At 65.3% G+C, this 17,374-nt stretch carries 16 protein-coding genes; 6 read left to right on the forward strand and 10 right to left on the reverse strand.

Annotation, left to right across the window (positions count from 1 at the left end):
• On the reverse strand, positions 1-621 hold the full coding sequence (locus ACAM55_RS19360) for a PilN domain-containing protein (RefSeq protein WP_369653095.1): 621 nt from the start codon (positions 619-621) through the stop codon (positions 1-3).
• Positions 618-1,697 carry a pilus assembly protein PilM gene (locus ACAM55_RS19365; protein ID WP_093019897.1) on the reverse strand — a complete coding sequence of 360 codons (1,080 nt, stop codon included), beginning with the start codon at positions 1,695-1,697 and terminating at the stop codon, positions 618-620. Before ACAM55_RS19365 ends, ACAM55_RS19360 begins: the two co-directional genes overlap by 4 nt.
• 238 nt (positions 1,698-1,935) lie before the next feature.
• On the opposite strand from ACAM55_RS19365, the gene ACAM55_RS19370 reads away from it, so the two are divergent.
• The gene (locus tag ACAM55_RS19370; protein ID WP_369653096.1) at positions 1,936-4,344 is read left to right on the forward strand and encodes a penicillin-binding protein 1A; all 2,409 of its coding nucleotides are present in this window, start codon (positions 1,936-1,938) and stop codon (positions 4,342-4,344) included.
• Between the two features lie 10 nt (positions 4,345-4,354).
• Here ACAM55_RS19370 and cyaY read toward each other — a convergent pair whose 3' ends face one another.
• Positions 4,355-4,687, reverse strand: a complete 333-nt coding sequence (cyaY, locus tag ACAM55_RS19375; RefSeq protein ID WP_369653097.1) for an iron donor protein CyaY — start codon at positions 4,685-4,687, stop codon at positions 4,355-4,357.
• 36 nt (positions 4,688-4,723) lie between these two features.
• Here cyaY and ACAM55_RS19380 point away from each other — a divergent pair, with 36 nt between their 5' ends.
• Together ACAM55_RS19380 and lysA are read left to right on the forward strand one after the other, a co-directional pair.
• Positions 4,724-4,984: a lipoprotein gene (locus tag ACAM55_RS19380; protein ID WP_369653098.1), complete on the forward strand. Its 261-nt coding sequence runs from the start codon at positions 4,724-4,726 to the stop codon at positions 4,982-4,984.
• On the forward strand, positions 4,981-6,258 hold the full coding sequence (gene lysA / locus ACAM55_RS19385; RefSeq protein WP_369653099.1) for a diaminopimelate decarboxylase: 1,278 nt from the start codon (positions 4,981-4,983) through the stop codon (positions 6,256-6,258). Before ACAM55_RS19380 ends, lysA begins: the two co-directional genes overlap by 4 nt.
• A 10-nt stretch (positions 6,259-6,268) precedes the next feature.
• On the opposite strand, the gene ACAM55_RS19390 is transcribed toward lysA, so the two are convergent.
• The 5 genes from ACAM55_RS19390 to ACAM55_RS19410 form a co-directional block, all read right to left on the reverse strand.
• Complete coding sequence (locus ACAM55_RS19390; RefSeq protein ID WP_369653100.1) at positions 6,269-6,925, reverse strand: sulfite oxidase heme-binding subunit YedZ; 657 nt, start codon at positions 6,923-6,925, stop codon at positions 6,269-6,271.
• A gap of 28 nt (positions 6,926-6,953) precedes the next feature.
• Positions 6,954-7,964 carry a protein-methionine-sulfoxide reductase catalytic subunit MsrP gene (gene msrP, locus ACAM55_RS19395; protein ID WP_369653101.1) on the reverse strand — a complete coding sequence of 337 codons (1,011 nt, stop codon included), beginning with the start codon at positions 7,962-7,964 and terminating at the stop codon, positions 6,954-6,956.
• A 117-nt stretch (positions 7,965-8,081) separates the two neighbouring features.
• Positions 8,082-9,398, reverse strand: coding sequence for a c-type cytochrome biogenesis protein CcsB (gene ccsB / locus ACAM55_RS19400; protein WP_369653102.1), 1,317 nt, complete (start codon positions 9,396-9,398; stop codon positions 8,082-8,084).
• On the reverse strand, positions 9,395-11,563 hold the full coding sequence (locus ACAM55_RS19405) for a cytochrome c biogenesis protein ResB (RefSeq protein WP_369653103.1): 2,169 nt from the start codon (positions 11,561-11,563) through the stop codon (positions 9,395-9,397). Before ACAM55_RS19405 ends, ccsB begins: the two co-directional genes overlap by 4 nt.
• Before the next feature lie 123 nt (positions 11,564-11,686).
• Positions 11,687-12,355 carry a cytochrome c gene (locus ACAM55_RS19410; RefSeq protein WP_369653104.1) on the reverse strand — a complete coding sequence of 223 codons (669 nt, stop codon included), beginning with the start codon at positions 12,353-12,355 and terminating at the stop codon, positions 11,687-11,689.
• Positions 12,356-12,425: 70 nt separating this feature from the next.
• Here ACAM55_RS19410 and yihA point away from each other — a divergent pair, with 70 nt between their 5' ends.
• Positions 12,426-13,175, forward strand: coding sequence for a ribosome biogenesis GTP-binding protein YihA/YsxC (gene yihA / locus ACAM55_RS19415; RefSeq protein ID WP_369653105.1), 750 nt, complete (start codon positions 12,426-12,428; stop codon positions 13,173-13,175).
• Between the two features lie 79 nt (positions 13,176-13,254).
• On the forward strand, positions 13,255-14,166 hold the full coding sequence (locus tag ACAM55_RS19420; protein ID WP_369653106.1) for an alpha/beta fold hydrolase: 912 nt from the start codon (positions 13,255-13,257) through the stop codon (positions 14,164-14,166).
• Between the two features lie 19 nt (positions 14,167-14,185).
• Here the strand turns inward: ACAM55_RS19420 and ACAM55_RS19425 are convergent, their stop codons facing one another.
• A complete protein-coding gene (locus ACAM55_RS19425; RefSeq protein ID WP_369653107.1) occupies positions 14,186-15,070 on the reverse strand; it encodes a lipid A biosynthesis acyltransferase in 885 nt (294 codons plus the stop codon).
• Entirely contained in the window at positions 15,067-15,963 is an 897-nt protein-coding gene (locus tag ACAM55_RS19430; RefSeq protein WP_369653108.1) for a lysophospholipid acyltransferase family protein, read from the reverse strand. The genes ACAM55_RS19425 and ACAM55_RS19430 overlap by 4 nt, the downstream gene beginning before the upstream one ends.
• 220 nt (positions 15,964-16,183) lie before the next feature.
• Here ACAM55_RS19430 and metK point away from each other — a divergent pair, with 220 nt between their 5' ends.
• Positions 16,184-17,365 carry a methionine adenosyltransferase gene (metK, locus tag ACAM55_RS19435; RefSeq protein ID WP_055803515.1) on the forward strand — a complete coding sequence of 394 codons (1,182 nt, stop codon included), beginning with the start codon at positions 16,184-16,186 and terminating at the stop codon, positions 17,363-17,365.
• The last annotated feature ends 9 nt before the right edge of the window (positions 17,366-17,374 follow it).

Here is a 17,374-nt window from a genome sequence, read left to right on the forward strand (position 1 = left end):
CTACCCCTTGACTTGCGCCGCTGCGGCCAGCGCCTTGTCGGCCGCGGCCTTCTGCGCGTCGGTCGGCCGCTTCAGGCCGATGCGCATCGTGAAGTTCGCCACCCGGCGCTGATCGCGCTGGCTCAGGCTCACCGTCGCAGAAGTAATTTCGACCAGCTCGGGCTTGACCAGCCAGGGGCTGTTGTTGCCCAGGTTGCGCAGCAGCTCCGACACGCGCTCGTTCGACTGCGCCATGCCCTGCAGCGTGACGGTCTGGTTGTCCTGCTTCATGCTGGTGAGATAGACACCGTCGGGCAGCTGGCGGACCAGCTCGTTGAGCAGATGCACCGGCAGGTTGCGGTCGCCCTGAAGATCTTCGACCGCCTGCTGGCGTGCGCGCAATGCTGCAATTTCCTGCTGCAGCGTCGAGATCTCCTTGATTTCGGCGTCGAGCTTGGTGATCTCGGTCTTCAGGAAAGTGTTCTTGGCTTGCTGGGCCGAGATTTGCGCCTCGAACCAGAGAAAGGCCAGGCCGGCGACCAGGACACCCAGGACCGCGGCTGCGCCGAGCGTGCCGTAGAAGGCCTCGCGACGCCGCTTTCGCGCGGCCTCGCGGTGCGGAAGCAGATTGATGAGAATCACTGCACGAACCTCCGCATGGCCAGACCGCAGGAAGTCAGATAGGAAGGCGCCTCGCGCCGGACCTTCTTCTCGCGGATGTTGGAGCTCAGTTCCATGCCATCGAACGGGTTCACGAGCGAACAGGCGAACGAGGTCTGGCGCGTGACGGCGCTGGTCAGGCTGGGCAGCGAAGCCGATCCGCCGGCAAGCAGCACGTAGTCCACGCGGTTGTGAGGCGTGCTGGTGAAGAAGAACTGCAGCGCGCGGGCGATTTCCTGCGCGATGCTTTCCACGAAAGGCTTCAAAACGCCCGAACCGTAGTCGTCGGGCAAATCACCGCTGCGCTTCTTGGCTTCGGCCTCTTCGGCGGAAAAACCATACTGGCGCACGATCAGCTGGGTCAACTGGGCGCCGCCGAAGGCCTGGTCGCGGTCGTACAGCACCTCCTGGTTGCGCAGCACCTGCATGCTGGTGGTGAAGGCGCCCACTTCGAAAAGCGCCACGACGGCATCGACGCCCTTGCCCGGCAGTTGCTCGATCAGGCGAGCGGTCGCGAGGCGGGAGGCATAGGACTCGACGTCGAGGATCACCGCCTTCAAGCCGGCCGCTTCGGCCAGGCCTTCGCGATCCTGGACCTTTTCCTTGCGCGACGCGGCAATCAGCACTTCGACATCGCCGGCGGAGGCCGTGCTCTGTCCGGTCACGCAAAAGTCGAGGCTGACTTCGTCGAGCGAAAAGGGAATGTATTGATTGGCTTCGGACTCGACCTGGATTTCGAGTTCCTGCTCGCTCATGCCACCAGGAAGAATGATCTTCTTGGTAATGACAGCCGAAGGGGGCAGCGCGAGCGCGACGTTGCGCGTGCGGGTGCCGCTCTTGCGCACCACCCGGCGAACGGCTTCGGCCACTTCGTCGAACTTCTCGACGTTGCCGTCAGTGATCCAGCCCCGTTCCAGGGGTTCGATCGCGCAGCGCTCCAGAACCAGCTTGCCGCTGGCTTCTCGGCCGAGCTCGACCAGCTTGACGCTGGACGAGCTGACGTCCAAGCCGAGCATGGGAGCGTTCTGACGGCGAAACAATGATCCGAAAGCAGCCAAGTTAGGTCCCTTTACCCCTGCATTTGTAACTATTGGAAAAAAGTGCGTTCGGTTGCATGCTAGCAGCACGCGTAGCGGCAACCAAGCAACCCGAGCCGGCAAACCTGGGGAACGTTGTCAAAAGCTGACGTTGAAGCCACATTCAGTAACTTTTGGTTTAGCGCGCAACGATGCACCTAAGTTCGGCTCCCGGCAAGAGGGCGGCTTTTTATAATGTGCGGTGACTCTCCGGGCCCACATGCAAGAAACTTCACGCCCCAAAGGGCCAGCCAAGACCCCTCCACCCGCACGACCAGCCTGGCTGAAATGGCTGCTGCGTTTCACAGTGTGGGGATTCGGCATCGTCGCAGCCAGCGTTTTGGCGGTCCTGTGCGTCATCGCGGTTGCCCTCGCCGTTGCCTACCCCAATCTTCCTGACATCTCGGAACTGTCGGACTATCGTCCGAAGCTGCCGCTGCGGGTGTTCTCCGCCGAGGGCATCCTGATTGGAGAATTCGGCGAAGAGCGCCGCAATCTAACCCCGATCGCGGCAATCCCCAAGCTCGTGAAGGAAGCGGTGTTGGCCGCTGAAGACACCCGCTTCTATGACCATGGTGGTGTCGACTACAAGGGCATGGTGCGCGCGGGCCTGGCCAACATGAACCGCGTGAAGAGCCAGGGCGCGTCGACCATCACCATGCAGGTGGCGCGCAACGTGTACCTGAGCTCCGAGAAAACACTGACCCGCAAGATCTACGAGGTGCTGCTCACCTTCAAGCTGGAGCACCTGCTCACCAAGGACCAGATCTTCGAGATCTACCTGAACCAGATCTACCTGGGCAATCGCGCCTATGGCTTTGCCGCCGCCTCCGAGGCGTATTTCGGCAAGCCGCTGCAAGAACTTTCCATTGCGCAGGCAGCGATGCTGGCGGGCCTCCCGAAGGCACCGGGTGCAAACAACCCGGTCAACAATCCGCAGCGCGCGCGCGGACGCCAGTTCTACGTGATCGACCGCATGCAGGACGCGGGCTTCATCACCGCCGAGCAGGCTGCCGAGGCCAAGAAGGAAGAATTGCATCTGCGCGACGCAGCCGACCCGAACCGGTTGCACGCCGAGTACGTGGCCGAAACCGTGCGCCAGCTGATGTACGCGCAATACGGCGACAGCACCTACACCCGCGGGCTCAAGGTCTACACCTCGCTGGTGGCCGCCGACCAGGCCGCCGCGTACAAGGCGCTGCGCAGGGGCATCATGGATTACGAGCGGCGCCAGATCTACCGTGGTCCCGAGAAGTTCGTCGACCTGCCCAACGATCCCAAGGAACTCGACGAAGCGGTGGACGACGCACTGACCGACCATCCCGACAACGGCGACGTGATGGCCGCCGTGGTGCTCAAGGCCAACGCCAAGGAAATCACGGCCGTGCGCGGCAATGGCGACCCGGTGCAGATCACGGGCGACGGCCTCAAGCCCGCCCAGTCCGGCCTGTCCGACAAGGCGCCGCCCAACATCAAGATCCGCCGCGGTGCGGTGATCCGCGTGGTCAAGACTCCCAAGAACACCTGGGAAATCACCCAGCTGCCCGAGGTGGAAGGCGCGTTTGTCGCCATGGACCCGCGCGATGGCGCCATCAAGGCCCTGGTGGGCGGCTTCGATTTCGGCAAGAACAAGTTCAACCACGTCACGCAGGCCTGGCGCCAGCCGGGGTCGAGCTTCAAGCCCTTCATCTACTCGGCGGCGCTCGAAAAGGGCTTCACGCCGTCCACGGTCATCAACGACGGCCCCCTCTTCTTCGATGCCGGCACCACCGGCGGCCAGCCCTGGGAGCCCAAGAACTATGGCGGTGGCTACGACGGCCCGATGTCGATGCGCACCGCGCTGATGAAATCGAAGAACCTGGTGTCGATCCGCATCCTGCAATCGATCGGCACGCGTTACGCGCAAGACTGGATCACCAACTTCGGCTTCGACAAGGACAAGCACCCCGCCTACCTGCCGATGGCGCTGGGTGCCGGCTCGGTCACGCCGATGCAGATGGCCGTGGGCTATTCGGTGTTCGCCAACGGCGGCTATCGCGTCAATCCGTACCTCGTGACCCGCATCACCGACCACAAGGACAAGGTCTTGGTCGACAAGCAGCCGCCGCTGCTCAACGAGACGATCCGCGCCATTCCCCAGCGCAATGCATTCATCATGGACACGCTGCTGCAATCCGTGACGCGCGCCGGCACCGCGGCCAAGGCGCAGGCCATGCTGAAGCGAACCGACCTCTACGGCAAGACCGGCACCACCAACGACTCGCTGGACGCCTGGTTCGCCGGCTTCCAGCCCACCATGACGGCCATCTCGTGGATCGGCTACGACACGCCGCGCAACCTGGGTGACCGCGAGACCGGCGGCGGCCTGAGCTTGCCGATCTGGATCAACTACATGGAGACGGCGATCAAGGGCGTGCCCGTGACCGAGCTGTCGGCCACGCCTCCGCCGGGCATCGTGAGCGTGGGTGGCGAGTGGTACTACGACGACTACGCGCCGGGCCGCGGTGTTGCCAGCCTGGGCGTGGACAGCGCCGCCACGCCGCCTGCGGAGTCTCTGAGCGGGGTTCCGGTGAGTCCGCCCCCGCCGCCGGAAGAACGCAATCGCATCCTCGACCTGTTCAGGAATTGAAGCCCGCGGTTCAGGCGGCCGCAAATTCCAGCGACTGCCCGGCCTGCAAGCTCGCTTCGCGCGACAGGTTGCCAAAGAATTCTTCACCCGTCTTGGTGTCGACCCAGGCCTTGCCGTCGTACCGGTAGTGATACCCACCGGAGCGCGCGGCAAGCCATATCTCCTGCAGGGGCTTCTGCAGATTCACGATCAGCTGGCTGCCGTTCTTGAATGAAATCGTGATCATCCCGCCCACGCGCTGGTTGTCGATATCGGCGTCGGTCGCGTCGTTGATGCGGTCGCAGCCACGCTCGATGGCGGCGAGTGCGGCTTCGGCACGGTCCATGTATTCGGAGTCGGTCATTACAATTTCGCTATGTTGAATGTTCGTCAAATTCTAGTGAGCGCTCCCCGCCGCGCTGCGCTCATGGTCTGCCTCGCTGCCGCAGCGGGCGGTTTGGCTGCTTGCGGTCAGCGCGGGCCGCTTTTTCTTCCAACCGATCCGGCAGCCGCCCAGCGCGCCACCCTGCCGCAGCTGCTCACGCCGGGCGGGCCACGCGCCACCTCCGACGCCGACGCAGCGCCCAAGCCAGCTGCGGCCAGCAGCGCACCGGCGCCGGCCGCCGGCGGCGCCACCGGCAGCGGAGCGCCCAAGCAATGACGAACGCTTCTCTCCCCGGACATCCGCATGTCGCGCACCGCGACGACTCGCTCCACGTCGAGGGCCTCCGCCTGGATGCGCTGGCGCGCGAACACGGCACACCCCTGTTCGTTTATTCGAAGCAATGGATGCTGGACGCGCTGGCCGCCTATCAGCGCGGATTCGAGGGCCGCGACGCCCTCATCTGCTACGCGATGAAGGCAAATTCATCACTGGGCGTGCTGCGCGTGTTTGCCGAGGCCGGCTGCGGCTTCGACATCGTGTCGGGCGGCGAACTGGCACGCGTGCTGGCGGTGGGCGCCGATCCGGCGAAGATCATCTTCTCGGGCGTGGGCAAGACCCGCGCCGAAATGCGGCAGGCGCTGTCGGCCGGCATCGCCTGCTTCAACGTCGAGAGCGAAGCCGAACTCGACGTGCTCAACGAGGTGGCGCTGGCCGAAGGGCGCCGCGCGCCCATCAGCATCCGCATCAATCCGAACGTCGATCCCAAGACGCACCCCTACATCTCGACCGGCCTCAAGGGCAACAAGTTCGGCATTGCCCACGACCGCGCGGTCGAGGCCTATCGCCACGCTGCGAAGCTGCCGGGACTCGAGGTGGTCGGCATCGATTGCCACATCGGCTCGCAGATCACCGAGGCCTCGCCGTACCTGGACGCCTGCGACCGCGTGCTCGACCTGGTCGAGGCCATCGAAGCGGCCGGTGTGCCCATTCACCATCTGGACTTCGGCGGCGGCCTGGGCATCGACTACAACGGCGAAGCGCCGCCCAAGGCCGATGCGCTCTGGCATCAGCTGCTCGCACGGCTCGATGCGCGCGGCTTCGGGCAGCGCAAGCTCGTCATCGAGCCCGGCCGTTCGCTGGTCGGCAACGCGGGCGTGTGCGTGACCGAGGTGCTCTACACCAAGCCCGGCGAAGACAAGAATTTCTGCATCGTCGACGCGGCAATGAACGACCTGCCCCGGCCCGCGATGTACCAGGCGTTCCAGAAGATCGTGCCGCTGCGAATCCGTGCCGGCAATGCCACGACCTACGACGTGGTCGGCCCGGTCTGCGAAAGCGGCGACTGGATCGGCCGCGACCGTGCGCTCAATGTGGTCGCCGGCGACCTGCTGGCCGTGTTGTCGGCGGGCGCCTATTGCATGAGCATGGCCAGCAACTACAACACGCGCGGCCGGGCCGCCGAAGTGCTGGTGAGCGGCCAGCGCGCCACGCTGATCCGTCGCCGCGAGACGATGGAAGACCAGTTGCGCAGCGAGCGGATCGAGGGCTGATCCGCGCCGGTCAGCCGGTGCTGCGCAGCGACTTCTCGTTGCCGCGCACACCAGCGGACGGCTTCGGCTTGCGCTTGCTCGCGTAGTTCCACACCCGCCACCCGAGCAGCACCGCGACGATCGCGGCGTAGACGAACACCTCGGCGAAGTTGTTCTTGCCGGCGCGCATCCAGAAGAAGTGCAGCAGCCCAAGGCCGGAAATCAGGTAGACCAGCTTGTGCAGCATCTGCCATCGCCTGGCACCCAGTGCCTTGATGGCGCGATTGAACGAGGTGGCGGCCAGCGGCGTCAGCAGCACGAAGGCCGAGAACCCCACCAGGATGAACGGCCGCTTGGCGATGTCCTTGGCAATGTCGCCCCATTCGAAGCCCATGTCGAACCAGCTGTAGCACAGCAGGTGCACCACCACGTAGAAATACGCGAACAGTCCCAGCATGCGGCGAAGGCGCGCGAGCGCATTGGCCTTGGCCATCACGCGCAGCGGCGTCACGGCCAGCACGATGCAGATGAAGCGCAGGGTCCAGTCGCCGGTGGCGCGAATCAGGAACTCGGCCGGATTCGCGCCCAGCCCGTCCGTGAACGCACCGTAGGTGAGCCGGGCAAACGGCAGCAGGCACAGCATAAAGATCACCGGCTTGGCCGCCGGGTGCATGAGCAGCTTGTTCATGGGGCAAAGGCCGGACGGCGGGGCCGGCTCAGTAGTTCTTCTTCAGGTCCATGCCCGCATAGAGCTGGCCGACCTGGGCTTCGTAGCCGTTGAACATCAGCGTCTTGTTGCGCTTGGCGAAAAGTCCGCCGCCATCGCCGATGCGGCGCTCGGTCGCCTGGCTCCAGCGCGGATGGTCGACGTTCGGATTGACGTTCGAATAGAAGCCGTATTCCTGGGCCGCGGCCTTGTTCCAGGCCGTGCCCGGTTCCTTTTCGACGAAGCGGATCTTCACGATCGACTTGGCCGACTTGAAACCGTATTTCCAGGGCACCACGATGCGCACCGGCGCGCCGTTCTGGTTGGGCAGCACTTCGCCATACATGCCGAAAGCCAGCAGCGTGAGCGGATGCATGGCCTCGTCCATGCGCAGGCCTTCGGTGTACGGCCAATCGAGCACGCGCGAGCCCACGAAGGGCATGGTCTTGGGATCGGCCAGGGTCACGAATTCCACGTACTTGGCGTTGCCCTGCGGCTCGACCTTCTTGATGAGCTCGGCCAGCGAGTAACCCACCCACGGAATGACCATGGACCAGCCCTCGACGCAGCGCAGGCGGTAGATGCGCTCTTCCTGCGCACTGAGCTTCAGCAGGTCTTCGATGCCGTACTTGCCGGGCTTCTTGACCAGGCCTTCGACTTCGACGGTCCACGGGCGGGTCTTGAGCGTGCCGGCGTTCTTGACCGGATCGCCCTTGTCGGTGCCGAATTCGTAGAAGTTGTTGTAGCTCGTCGCATCCTTGTACTCGGTGAGCTTTTCCATGGTTTGCGCGCCCGGCACGGCGGACTTGGCGCCCGGAAGCAGCGCCAGCTTGTGCGGGCCCGTCGCCTGGGCGAAGGCCTCGCGCCCGGCAAAGCTCGCGAGCGCGGCGCCCGCCGCACCGCCGGCCATCAGCTTCAGCAGGTCTCGCCGGCCTTCGTAGACGGCGCGCGGCGTGATCTCGCTCGAGAGCGGATGAATGAAACCGCTGTTGCGACCCTGCGGGCGGGATTGGAACGACATGGTGGTGGCCTTTCGCGTGAATCGTTGTGCTCAGGGTAGTTCGTGGAATCCCCTGATTCGGTTACGCGCATTCGCGGCGCGTGGTTTCAATTCTTCGCGGAAAACCGGCCGCCCACGCTACAACGTGCCGTAGCTGTGCAGCCCGCTCAGGAACATGTTCACGCCCAGGAACGCAAAGGTGGTCACGGCCAGGCCGCCCAGCGCCCACCATGCGGCCACCGTGCCGCGCAGGCCCTTGACCAGCCGCATGTGCAGCCAGGCCGCGTAGTTGAGCCAGACGATCAGGGCCCAGGTTTCCTTCGGGTCCCAGCTCCAGTAGCCGCCCCAGGCATCGGCCGCCCACAGGGCGCCGAGCACGGTGGCAATGGTGAAGAACGCGAAACCGACGGTGATCGACTTGTACATCACGTCGTCGAGCACGTCGTTGGCGGGCAGCCTTGCGGCAATGCGTTTGCGGCCGAGCAGGATGCCCGCGGCGATGAGCGCGGAAATACCCGCATAGATCACCCAGTAGCTGCCGCCGGCCTCCTGCACGCGCTGGCGGAACGCCACGGGCACGAAGCACAGCGCCACGCCCAGGAGCCAGATCGGCGTGAGCTTGTACCAGCGCGTCTCTTGCGCCTGCTCCTTGATGAGGTAGGCAAAGGCCACCATGGCCGCGAGCGCGAAGGTGCCGTAGCCGATGAAGTTGGCGGGCACGTGAAGCTTCATCCACCAGCTCTGCAGCGCGGGCACCAGTGGCTGGATCTCGTGCGCGTTGCGCACCAGCGTGTACCAGAGCAGGAAGCCGACCGCCGCGCTCACCACCAGCATGACGAATGCGCCGAGCGTGCGCGTGCCGTAGCGCGATTCGAAGTACAGGTAGAAGGCCGTCGTGAGCCAGCAGAACAGCACGAACACTTCGTACAGGTTGCTGACCGGGATGTGGCCGATGTCCGGCCCCAGCAGATGGCTCTCGTACCAGCGCACCATGGTGCCGGTCAGCGCCATGGCGATGGCGGCCCAGGCCAGGCGGGAGCCGATCAGGTCGAAGGCGTCGCCCTGCTTGCCGCCGAAGAAACCGAACCAGTAGAACAGCGTGCTCATGAAGAACAGCACGCTCATCCAGAGGATGGCCGACTGGCTCGACAGGAAATACTTGAGCCAGAACACCGTGTCGGCGCGCGCCAGGTCGCCCTGGTAGGAACTGATGGCCAGCAGCGAGGCCACGGCCACCACGATGGCCAGCACCCGCAGCGGACGCCAGAACCAGCCGATGGCAATGACCGAGATCATGGCGGCGGCAAGGATGGGCTTCTCGTAGTAGTCCATCGAGCCCGCATACCGTGCAAAGGCAAAAAGGCCGCCTGCCAGCACCAGTGCCGCAAACACCCAGTCGAAAAGGTTGCGGCGCGAAAACCAGCTTTCGTGGAGCGTGAGGGTGGTGGTGTTCATGGTGACGCCTGTCCTTCTTTCTTCAAGGCAAGCAGCTTGTGCTTGAGGTGCTCGAACTCGCGATCGCTGTCCATGGTCTTGCGGTTGACCGAGAAAGCCATCGTGGCGGCAGTGGTGTTGTCTCCGGAGCCCGCGCCATGGGGTGTGAGCCACACCCAGAGCCGGCGTTCGCGCACGTACAGCATGGCAAAAATACCGACGATCAGCAACAGGCAGCCCAGATAGACCACATTCTTGCCGGGCGCGCGCGCCACCTGGAACACGCTGGCCTGCACCTGGGTGAAATCGGTCATCATCATGGCGACCGGCGCGGGGTAGAAGTACGCGTCGCTGATGGCCAGCACCGCCTGGGTCAGGAAAGCCTGCGATTTCTGGTCGCTCGGCAATGCCGCCAGGCCGGCACCCTCGCGGCTCAGGTTGAGCACTTCGAACAGCACGTCGTTCAGGATGCGCACCAGCACTGCGCCGGCACGTTCGCGCTCGGTTTCGGGCACGTTGGCTTCCATGAACTCCGCAATGGCCTGCCAGCCGCCCTTGGTGGTGGCATCGACCTTGGCGCGCTCGCTGCCGGCAAACAAGGCCAGTGCACGCGCTGCCGACACGCGCAATTGCTCGGCCATTTCGGGCCGCTTCGGGTCCACGGCCTTGGCGATGTAGCGTTCGACGGCCCGGGTGCGCGTATCGGCATCGGCCAGCGCGGTGCGCATGCGCACGAAGCTGTCCATGGAGCCCTGGTCGTCGGCCGGCACGCGCAGGTAGCGGAACGGCTCCTCGGGCTTCTCGCGCATGCCGAGCAGGAAGACCGGCTGGCCGTCGCCGGTGTCGACCGGCACCATGTAGTTTTGATACTCGCGCGCCTGGCCCGCCGCATCGCGCAGCTTGTAGCCGATGCTCGGGCCGATGTTGCGCAGCACCTTCGGCTTGCTGGTCTTGTTGGCGGCGCCCAGGCGCGATTCGATGTCGTGGCGCAGGTCGACCTTGCGCACGTCGGCGCCGCTGCCCATGGCGCCGCCGTCGGCAAAATTCTCGACGTTGATCACCCGCAGCGCGGCATATTCGAGCGTGAGCTTTTCCGAGCCGTTGGTAATTTCAGTGCTCGGCCCGCCGATGACGCCCTCGACCTCGAAGGGCTTGGCAGCGGCCGCCATCGGCACCGCCTTGAGCTTCACCTTGGAGCCGCCGTCGTCGAAGCTCGATTGGTAGATTTCCACGCCCTTGTAGCTGGCCGGGTGATTGACCTCGATGCGCGCCGGCACCTGGGCGCCGGTCTCGCGGTCATGCAGCACCACCTCGCTCGCAAAGAGCTTGGGCATGCCGGTCGAGTAGTAGTCGACGATGAACTTCTTGAGCTCGATCGAGAACGGCAGTTCCTGCAGCAGCACGCCGTCGGATTGCTGCAGGATGGCCACGCTGCCCTGTGCGCCCTCGGGCACCAGGATGTTGCCGCGGAAGGTCGGGTTTCGGGGCGACAGCCGGTGCTGGGGCGGCACGTCGGCAATCATGCCGCCGCCCGTGAACACGCTCTTGCCGTTGAACCAGGTCTGGGCGCGCACCACCAGGTCGCCGTCGAGCAGGCCGCCGATGCACACGAGCACGATCGCGCTGTGGGCGGCGATGTAGCCGAGCTTGTGGGCGCCGCCCGCGCGCGCGGCAACCATCCAGCCGGCGTCGGCCTGCCCGTCCGCGGCTTCGCGTTGCTGGAGCTTGACCTTCCAGCCGCCGCTGACCAGCAGCTGGCCGATGCGGTTGGCCGCAGCGGCGGGCGCCTCGTCGAGACGGTTTTCGGCGCGCTGGCCAAAGGCCTTGAGGCTCTGCGCGCGAATCCCTTCCTTGAAGGTCTTCAGGTCCACGAAGATGCGCGGCGTGTTGCGCGCAATGCACAGCGAGGTGCTGATCACCAGGAACAGCAGGATCAGCAGGAACCACCATGCGCTGTAGACCGAATCGAGCTTGGCCGCGCGGAACAGCTCGGCCCAGAATGGACCGAACTGGTTGATGTAGTTGTTGATCGACTCGTGCTGCTTGAGCACGGTGCCGATGATGGATGCGATGCAGATGACGGTGAGCAGCGCAATCGCGAACCGCATCGACGAAAACAGCTCCACCGCGGCGCGAAGCGCTTGCGGGCCGCGATGGACGCGAAGGCCATGGGTGGAGACGGACATCGGGCGGTGAATAAAGGGAACAGGTGAAAAGCAAAAGGGCGGGCCATCCAGCTGGATCGGCCCGCCCTTTGTTTGGGTTTTTTATCGGCGGTTAGTTCACGCCGAAGGGCGTGCGCGGCAGTGTCAGCGCAGGCCGGCGATGTAGTCTGCGACAGCCTTGATTTCGCGGTCGTTGAGCTTGGCCGCAACGCCGGTCATGGGCGCGCTGTTCAGCCGAACATTGTCTCGGAAAGCCGTGAGCTGCGCCACCGTGTACTCGGCGTGCTGGCCGCCCAGGCGCGGGTATTGCGCGGGCATGCCGGCGCCGTTGGGGCTGTGGCAGCCGGCGCAGGCCGGGATCTGGCGATCGGCAATGCCGCCGCGGTAGATCTTTTCGCCCAGCACCACCAGGTCCTTCTCCTTGGAGAAGCCGGTCTTGACCTTCTTGGAGCCCACGAACCAGGCGATGTTGCGCATGTCCTCGTCGGACAGCTTGGCGGCCATGGGCTGCATGATGGGGCTCTTGCGCTTGCCGGACTTGAAGTCTTGAAGCTGCTTGAGGATGTATTCGGGGTGTTGCTGCGCCAGCTTGGGGTTTGCCGCAATGGCCGAGTTGCCGTCTGCGTTGTGGCAGGAAGCGCAGGCCTGGGCGGCCGAATTGAACACCGCGTCGCCCTTGGCGGGATCGGGCTTGGCCGGCTTGGCCGCCGCGGGTGCAGCAGCCGGTGCGGCGGCATGATCGTCAGCCGCAAGGCTCGCGCTGGCTGCGACACCCATGAGGGCTGCAAGCAGAAAATTGGCAAACAACTTCATATCGGGGGCTCGATTTATTGGCGCAAAACCCCGCGATTCTACAATGGCAGCCCGTTCCGAAAGCTCATTGATGACCTCCCCGTCGCGCAAGCACGCTGCTCCCCCTTCCCGCGCGACCCCTGCCGTGGACCCTCTTGTCGCCGAGCGCGAGCGCGCGGCGCTCGGCTGGATGCACACCGCACACTTCCTGACCAGTGCCCCGCAACTGGAACATCTGCCCCCGCTCGATTTGCCCGAGATCGCCTTCGTCGGCCGTTCGAACGCAGGCAAGTCGACCGCAATCAACACGCTCACCCAGCAGACACGCCTGGCCTTCGCCTCCAAGACGCCCGGCCGCACCCAGCACATCAACCTGTTCGGCGTCGGCAAGCAGAAGGCCGACGACGCCGTGCTGGCCGACCTGCCCGGCTACGGCTATGCCGCAGTTCCCAGGGAAGCCAAGCTGCGCTGGCAGCGGGTCATGGGCAACTACCTGATGACGCGCGAAAACCTCCGGGGCGTGGTGCTGATGTGCGACCCCCGCCACGGCCTCACCGAGCTAGACGAGATCCTGCTCGACGTGATCCGCCCGCGCGTGGAGCAGGGGCTCAAGTTCCTCGTGCTCCTGACCAAGTCCGACAAGCTCACCCGCAGCGAAGGCGCCAAGGTGCTGTCCATTACGCGACTGCAGGCCGGCGGCGGCGAGGTCAAACTGTTTTCCGCCCTCAAGAAGCAGGGCGTGGGGGAAGCCGCCGAGTTGCTGTGGCGCTGGGCGCATCCACCCGGAGACACGAAAGCAGAAGCAGAGGCGGCGGAACCGGCGGCTCCGGAAGACACCTAGGGAAAACCGGCTCGCCGCCGTTTCATCTGCGTGATCCACTATCAAAACAATAGCAACGGAAGTTGAAGGAGACAAAAGCATGATCGAGACGTTCCAGCGCAGCCTGCCCAACGGAACCACACTGAGCTGCCGCGCAACCGGCACGCCCGGCCGGCAGCTGATGGTGTTCCTGCATGGCTTCCCGGAGGCCGCTTTCATCTGGGACGAGCTGCTCGAATACTTTGCCGACCCCGAGCACGGCGGCTACCGCTGCGTCGCGCCCAACCTGCGCGGCTTCGAGAAATCGAGCGCGCCGACCGAAGTGGCCGCGTACAAGGCGCACCTGCTGATCCAGGACATCCAGCAGCTGGCGGCCACCGAAAACGAAAGCGGCACCATGGCCGCGCTGGTGGCACACGACTGGGGCGGCGCCTTTGCCTGGGGCTATGCCAACGCCTTTCCGGAGCAGGTCGGCCGGCTGGTGATCATCAATTCGCCGCACCCCGGCACCTTCACGCGCGAACTGCGCAACAGCCCGGCGCAGCAGCAAGCCAGCGCCTACATGAACTTTCTCGCCAGGCCCGATGCCGAGGCCCTGCTCTCGGCCGACGACTTCAAGCGCATGTGGCCCTTCTTCACCTTGATGAAGGCCGGGCCCGACGGTTTCGGCTGGCTCACGGAAGACGTGAAGCAGCAGTACCGCGAAGTCTGGAGTGCGGGCCTCACGGGCGCCTGCAATCTCTATCGCGTCACGCCGATGAAGCCGCCGTTGCCGGGCCAGGGCATCGAGGGCATTCCGGTGCTGCCGCACGAACGGCTCACCGTGAACGTTCCCACCTTCGTCTTCTGGGCGCTCGACGATGCCGCGCTGCTGCCCGGCCTGCTCGAAGGCCTGGAAGAGTACGTACCCCGGCTCGAGGTCAAGAAGGTGCCCAACGCCACCCACTGGATCGTGCACGAGCAGCCGCAGCTCGTCGCGCGCGAAATCGAAGGCTTCCTGCAGCGGAACTGAGACGCCCTCCCCGGCCGCCTCAGTAGATGGGCGGCTCGCCTTCGGGACGCGTCTTGAAGCGGCGATGCACCCAGTAGTACTGGGAGGGCATGGTGTCGATGTAGCCCTGCAGCCGCTGGTTCATGAGCGCCGTGTCGGCCTCGACGTCGTCCGTCGGAAAGTTCCGCCAGGCCGGCAGCACTTCGATCTGGTAGCCCTCCGGGGTGAGCTTGGAGACCACCGGCACCACCTTGGCCTTGCCCAGCCGCGCAAAGCGCGACAGCGAGGGCACGGTCGCGGCCTGCACGCCATAGAACGGCACGAAGATGGTCTGGTCGCGGCCAAAGTCCATGTCCGGCAGCAGGTACAGGAGGCCACCCTTGCGCAGGCCTCCGAGCACCGGCTTGATGCCGTCGACGCGATTGAGCGCCGCCACGTTGCCGAAGCGCGTGCGGCCTTCGCGAATCCACTCGTCGACCATCGGATCGCGCTGGGTCGTGTAGATGGTGGCCGAGGGCCGCGGGGTGTGCATGGTCAATGCCGTGGCCGCGGCATCGAGGCCATAGAAATGCGGCGCGAACAGGATCATCGGCTCGTCGCCATTGGCGATCTCGTCGATCTCCTGGGCCGCGCCCACCACCTTGAGCCGGCTGGCCACCACCTTTTCGGGCGCATGCCAGAGCCAGCTGCGGTCCAGCCACGACTGCGCCACATAGACAAAGGTCTCGCGCGCGATGCGTCGGCGCTCGGCTTCGGATTTGCCGGGAAAGCACACCGCGAGGTTGGTGTCGACCACGCGGCGCCGTGGTACGGCGATGGTGTGGAGCACGCGCCCCAGCAGCGCACCGAAACCGCGGATCAATGGCAGGGGCAACGGGGCGATCGCGCGCATGAAGCCGATGCCAAGGCGGGAACCCAAACTCATCGTGCCTGCTCCCCGCTCGGGGCGGCAACCGCGGTTTCGCCGCGCGGCTCCTTGTAGCGCGCGTAGTCCCACACGTACTGTCCCGGCAGGCTGCGAATCAGGCGCCCGATGGCGTCGTTCATGGCGGCAGCTGCGGCTTCGATGGGCGCGGCCGGATCGGTGAGCGGCGTGCCCGCGATGGGCTCGAATCGAATCACATAGCCCGCACCGCGCGGCAGTCTTTCGCACACGCTCAGAAAACAGGCGGCGCCGGTCTGCTGGGCGAGGCGCGGCAGCAACGTCATGGTGTAGGCCGGCCGGCCGAGGAAAGGGGCCCAGACGCCCTGCCCCAGCGGCGGCACCTGGTCGGGCAGGATGCCGGTGTAGCCGCCGCCCCGCAGCGTGCGGATCAGGCCGCGCACGCCGGTGTTGTTGGTCGGCAGGGTTTGCAGGCCGGGCCGGTCGCGCGAGCCCGCGGCGATCAGCTCGGCCATCCATTTCTTGCGGGCGGGACGGAACAGCGCCGTGATCGGGCCATAGGTTTCGAGAAAGCGCTCGCCGATGGCCTGGCCGCACATCTCCCAGCTGCCCAGGTGCGGCGCCACCAGGATCACGCCTTTCTTCGCCTGCATGGCGGCCTCGAAGGCCTCCACGCCCTCCCACCGCACGACGCGGCGCAGCACGCTTTCGCCTTGTGGACGCAGCCAGAGCCAGGGCAGCTCGGCGGCCATCTGGCCGGCGGCGGCGATGGCGGGGCGGTACTGTTCGGCAGTGACGCCCGCGCTCTCGGCATTGGCCTTGAAGCGGCGGCGGTAGTGCGGTGCGCACCACCAGACGATCCACCCCAGCAACGCGCCGAGCCGATGCATCAACGGCATCGGTACGCGGGCAAGCAGGCGGAACAAGGTGACCATGGGCTGACAGGGAGTGTGAATACCAGGACGCGCGCGCACGGGTTTGGCGCGGCTCGAATAGAATGCAAATTGTCGCCGAGTTACGGAACAACTTGCAGGGCGACAAACACAAGCGCAAAAGCGATTGTGCCCCGTCGATTCATCGGCATCTGCTAAAGCGTTCGCCAGGGCTCCGCAGAGTTGGCAACGCGCCAAGTCACTTCAAGGAGCTTTGAACAAAATGGCGAACGACTTCCTCTTCACTTCCGAATCCGTTTCCGAAGGCCACCCCGACAAGGTCGCCGACCAGATCTCGGACGCCATCCTGGACGCGATCTTCGAGCAGGACCCGCGCAGCCGCGTGGCTGCCGAGACGCTCACCAACACCGGCCTGGTGGTGCTCGCCGGCGAGATCACCACCAATGCGCACGTCGACTACATCCAGGTGGCGCGCGACACCATCAAGCGCATCGGCTACGACAACACCGAGTACGGCATCGACTACAAGGGCTGCGCGGTGATGGTCTGCTACGACAAGCAGTCCAACGACATCGCGCAGGGTGTGGACCACGCGAGCGACGACCACCTGAACACGGGCGCCGGCGACCAGGGCCTGATGTTCGGCTACGCCTGCGACGAGACGCCCGAGCTGATGCCCGCGCCCATCTACTACGCGCACCGCCTCGTCGAGCGCCAGGCCCAGCTGCGCAAGGACGGCCGCCTGCCCTTCCTGCGGCCGGACGCCAAGAGCCAGGTCACGATGCGCTATGTCGACGGCAAGCCGCACAGCATCGACACGGTGGTGCTCTCCACCCAGCACAGCCCCGATCAGAGCGAAACGCCCACCAAGATGAAGGCCTCGTTCAACGAAGCCATCATCGAGGAGATCATCAAGCCCGTGCTGCCCAAGGAATGGCTCAAGGACACGCGCTACCTGATCAACCCGACCGGCCGCTTCGTCATCGGCGGTCCGCAGGGCGATTGCGGCCTCACGGGCCGCAAGATCATCGTCGACACCTACGGCGGCGCCTGCCCGCATGGCGGCGGCGCGTTCTCGGGCAAGGACCCGTCGAAGGTCGACCGCTCGGCTGCCTACGCCGCGCGCTACGTGGCCAAGAACATCGTGGCCGCCGGCCTGGCGCGGCAGTGCCAGATCCAGGTCGCCTACGCGATCGGCGTGGCCCAGCCGATGAACATCACGGTCTACACCGAAGGCACCGGCGTCATCCCCGACAGCAAGATCGCAGAGCTCGTGCGCGAGTTCTTCGACCTGCGTCCGAAGGGCATCATCCAGATGCTCGATTTGCTGCGCCCCATCTACCAGAAGACCGCAGCCTACGGCCATTTCGGCCGCGAAGAGCCCGAGTTCACCTGGGAAGCGACCACGCAAGCGGCCGCGCTGCGCGCTGCGGCAGGCCTGTAAAGCCCGGGG

It is taken from the genome of Variovorax sp. V213, assembly GCF_041154455.1.
Taxonomy (GTDB): Bacteria; Pseudomonadota; Gammaproteobacteria; order Burkholderiales; family Burkholderiaceae_C; genus Variovorax.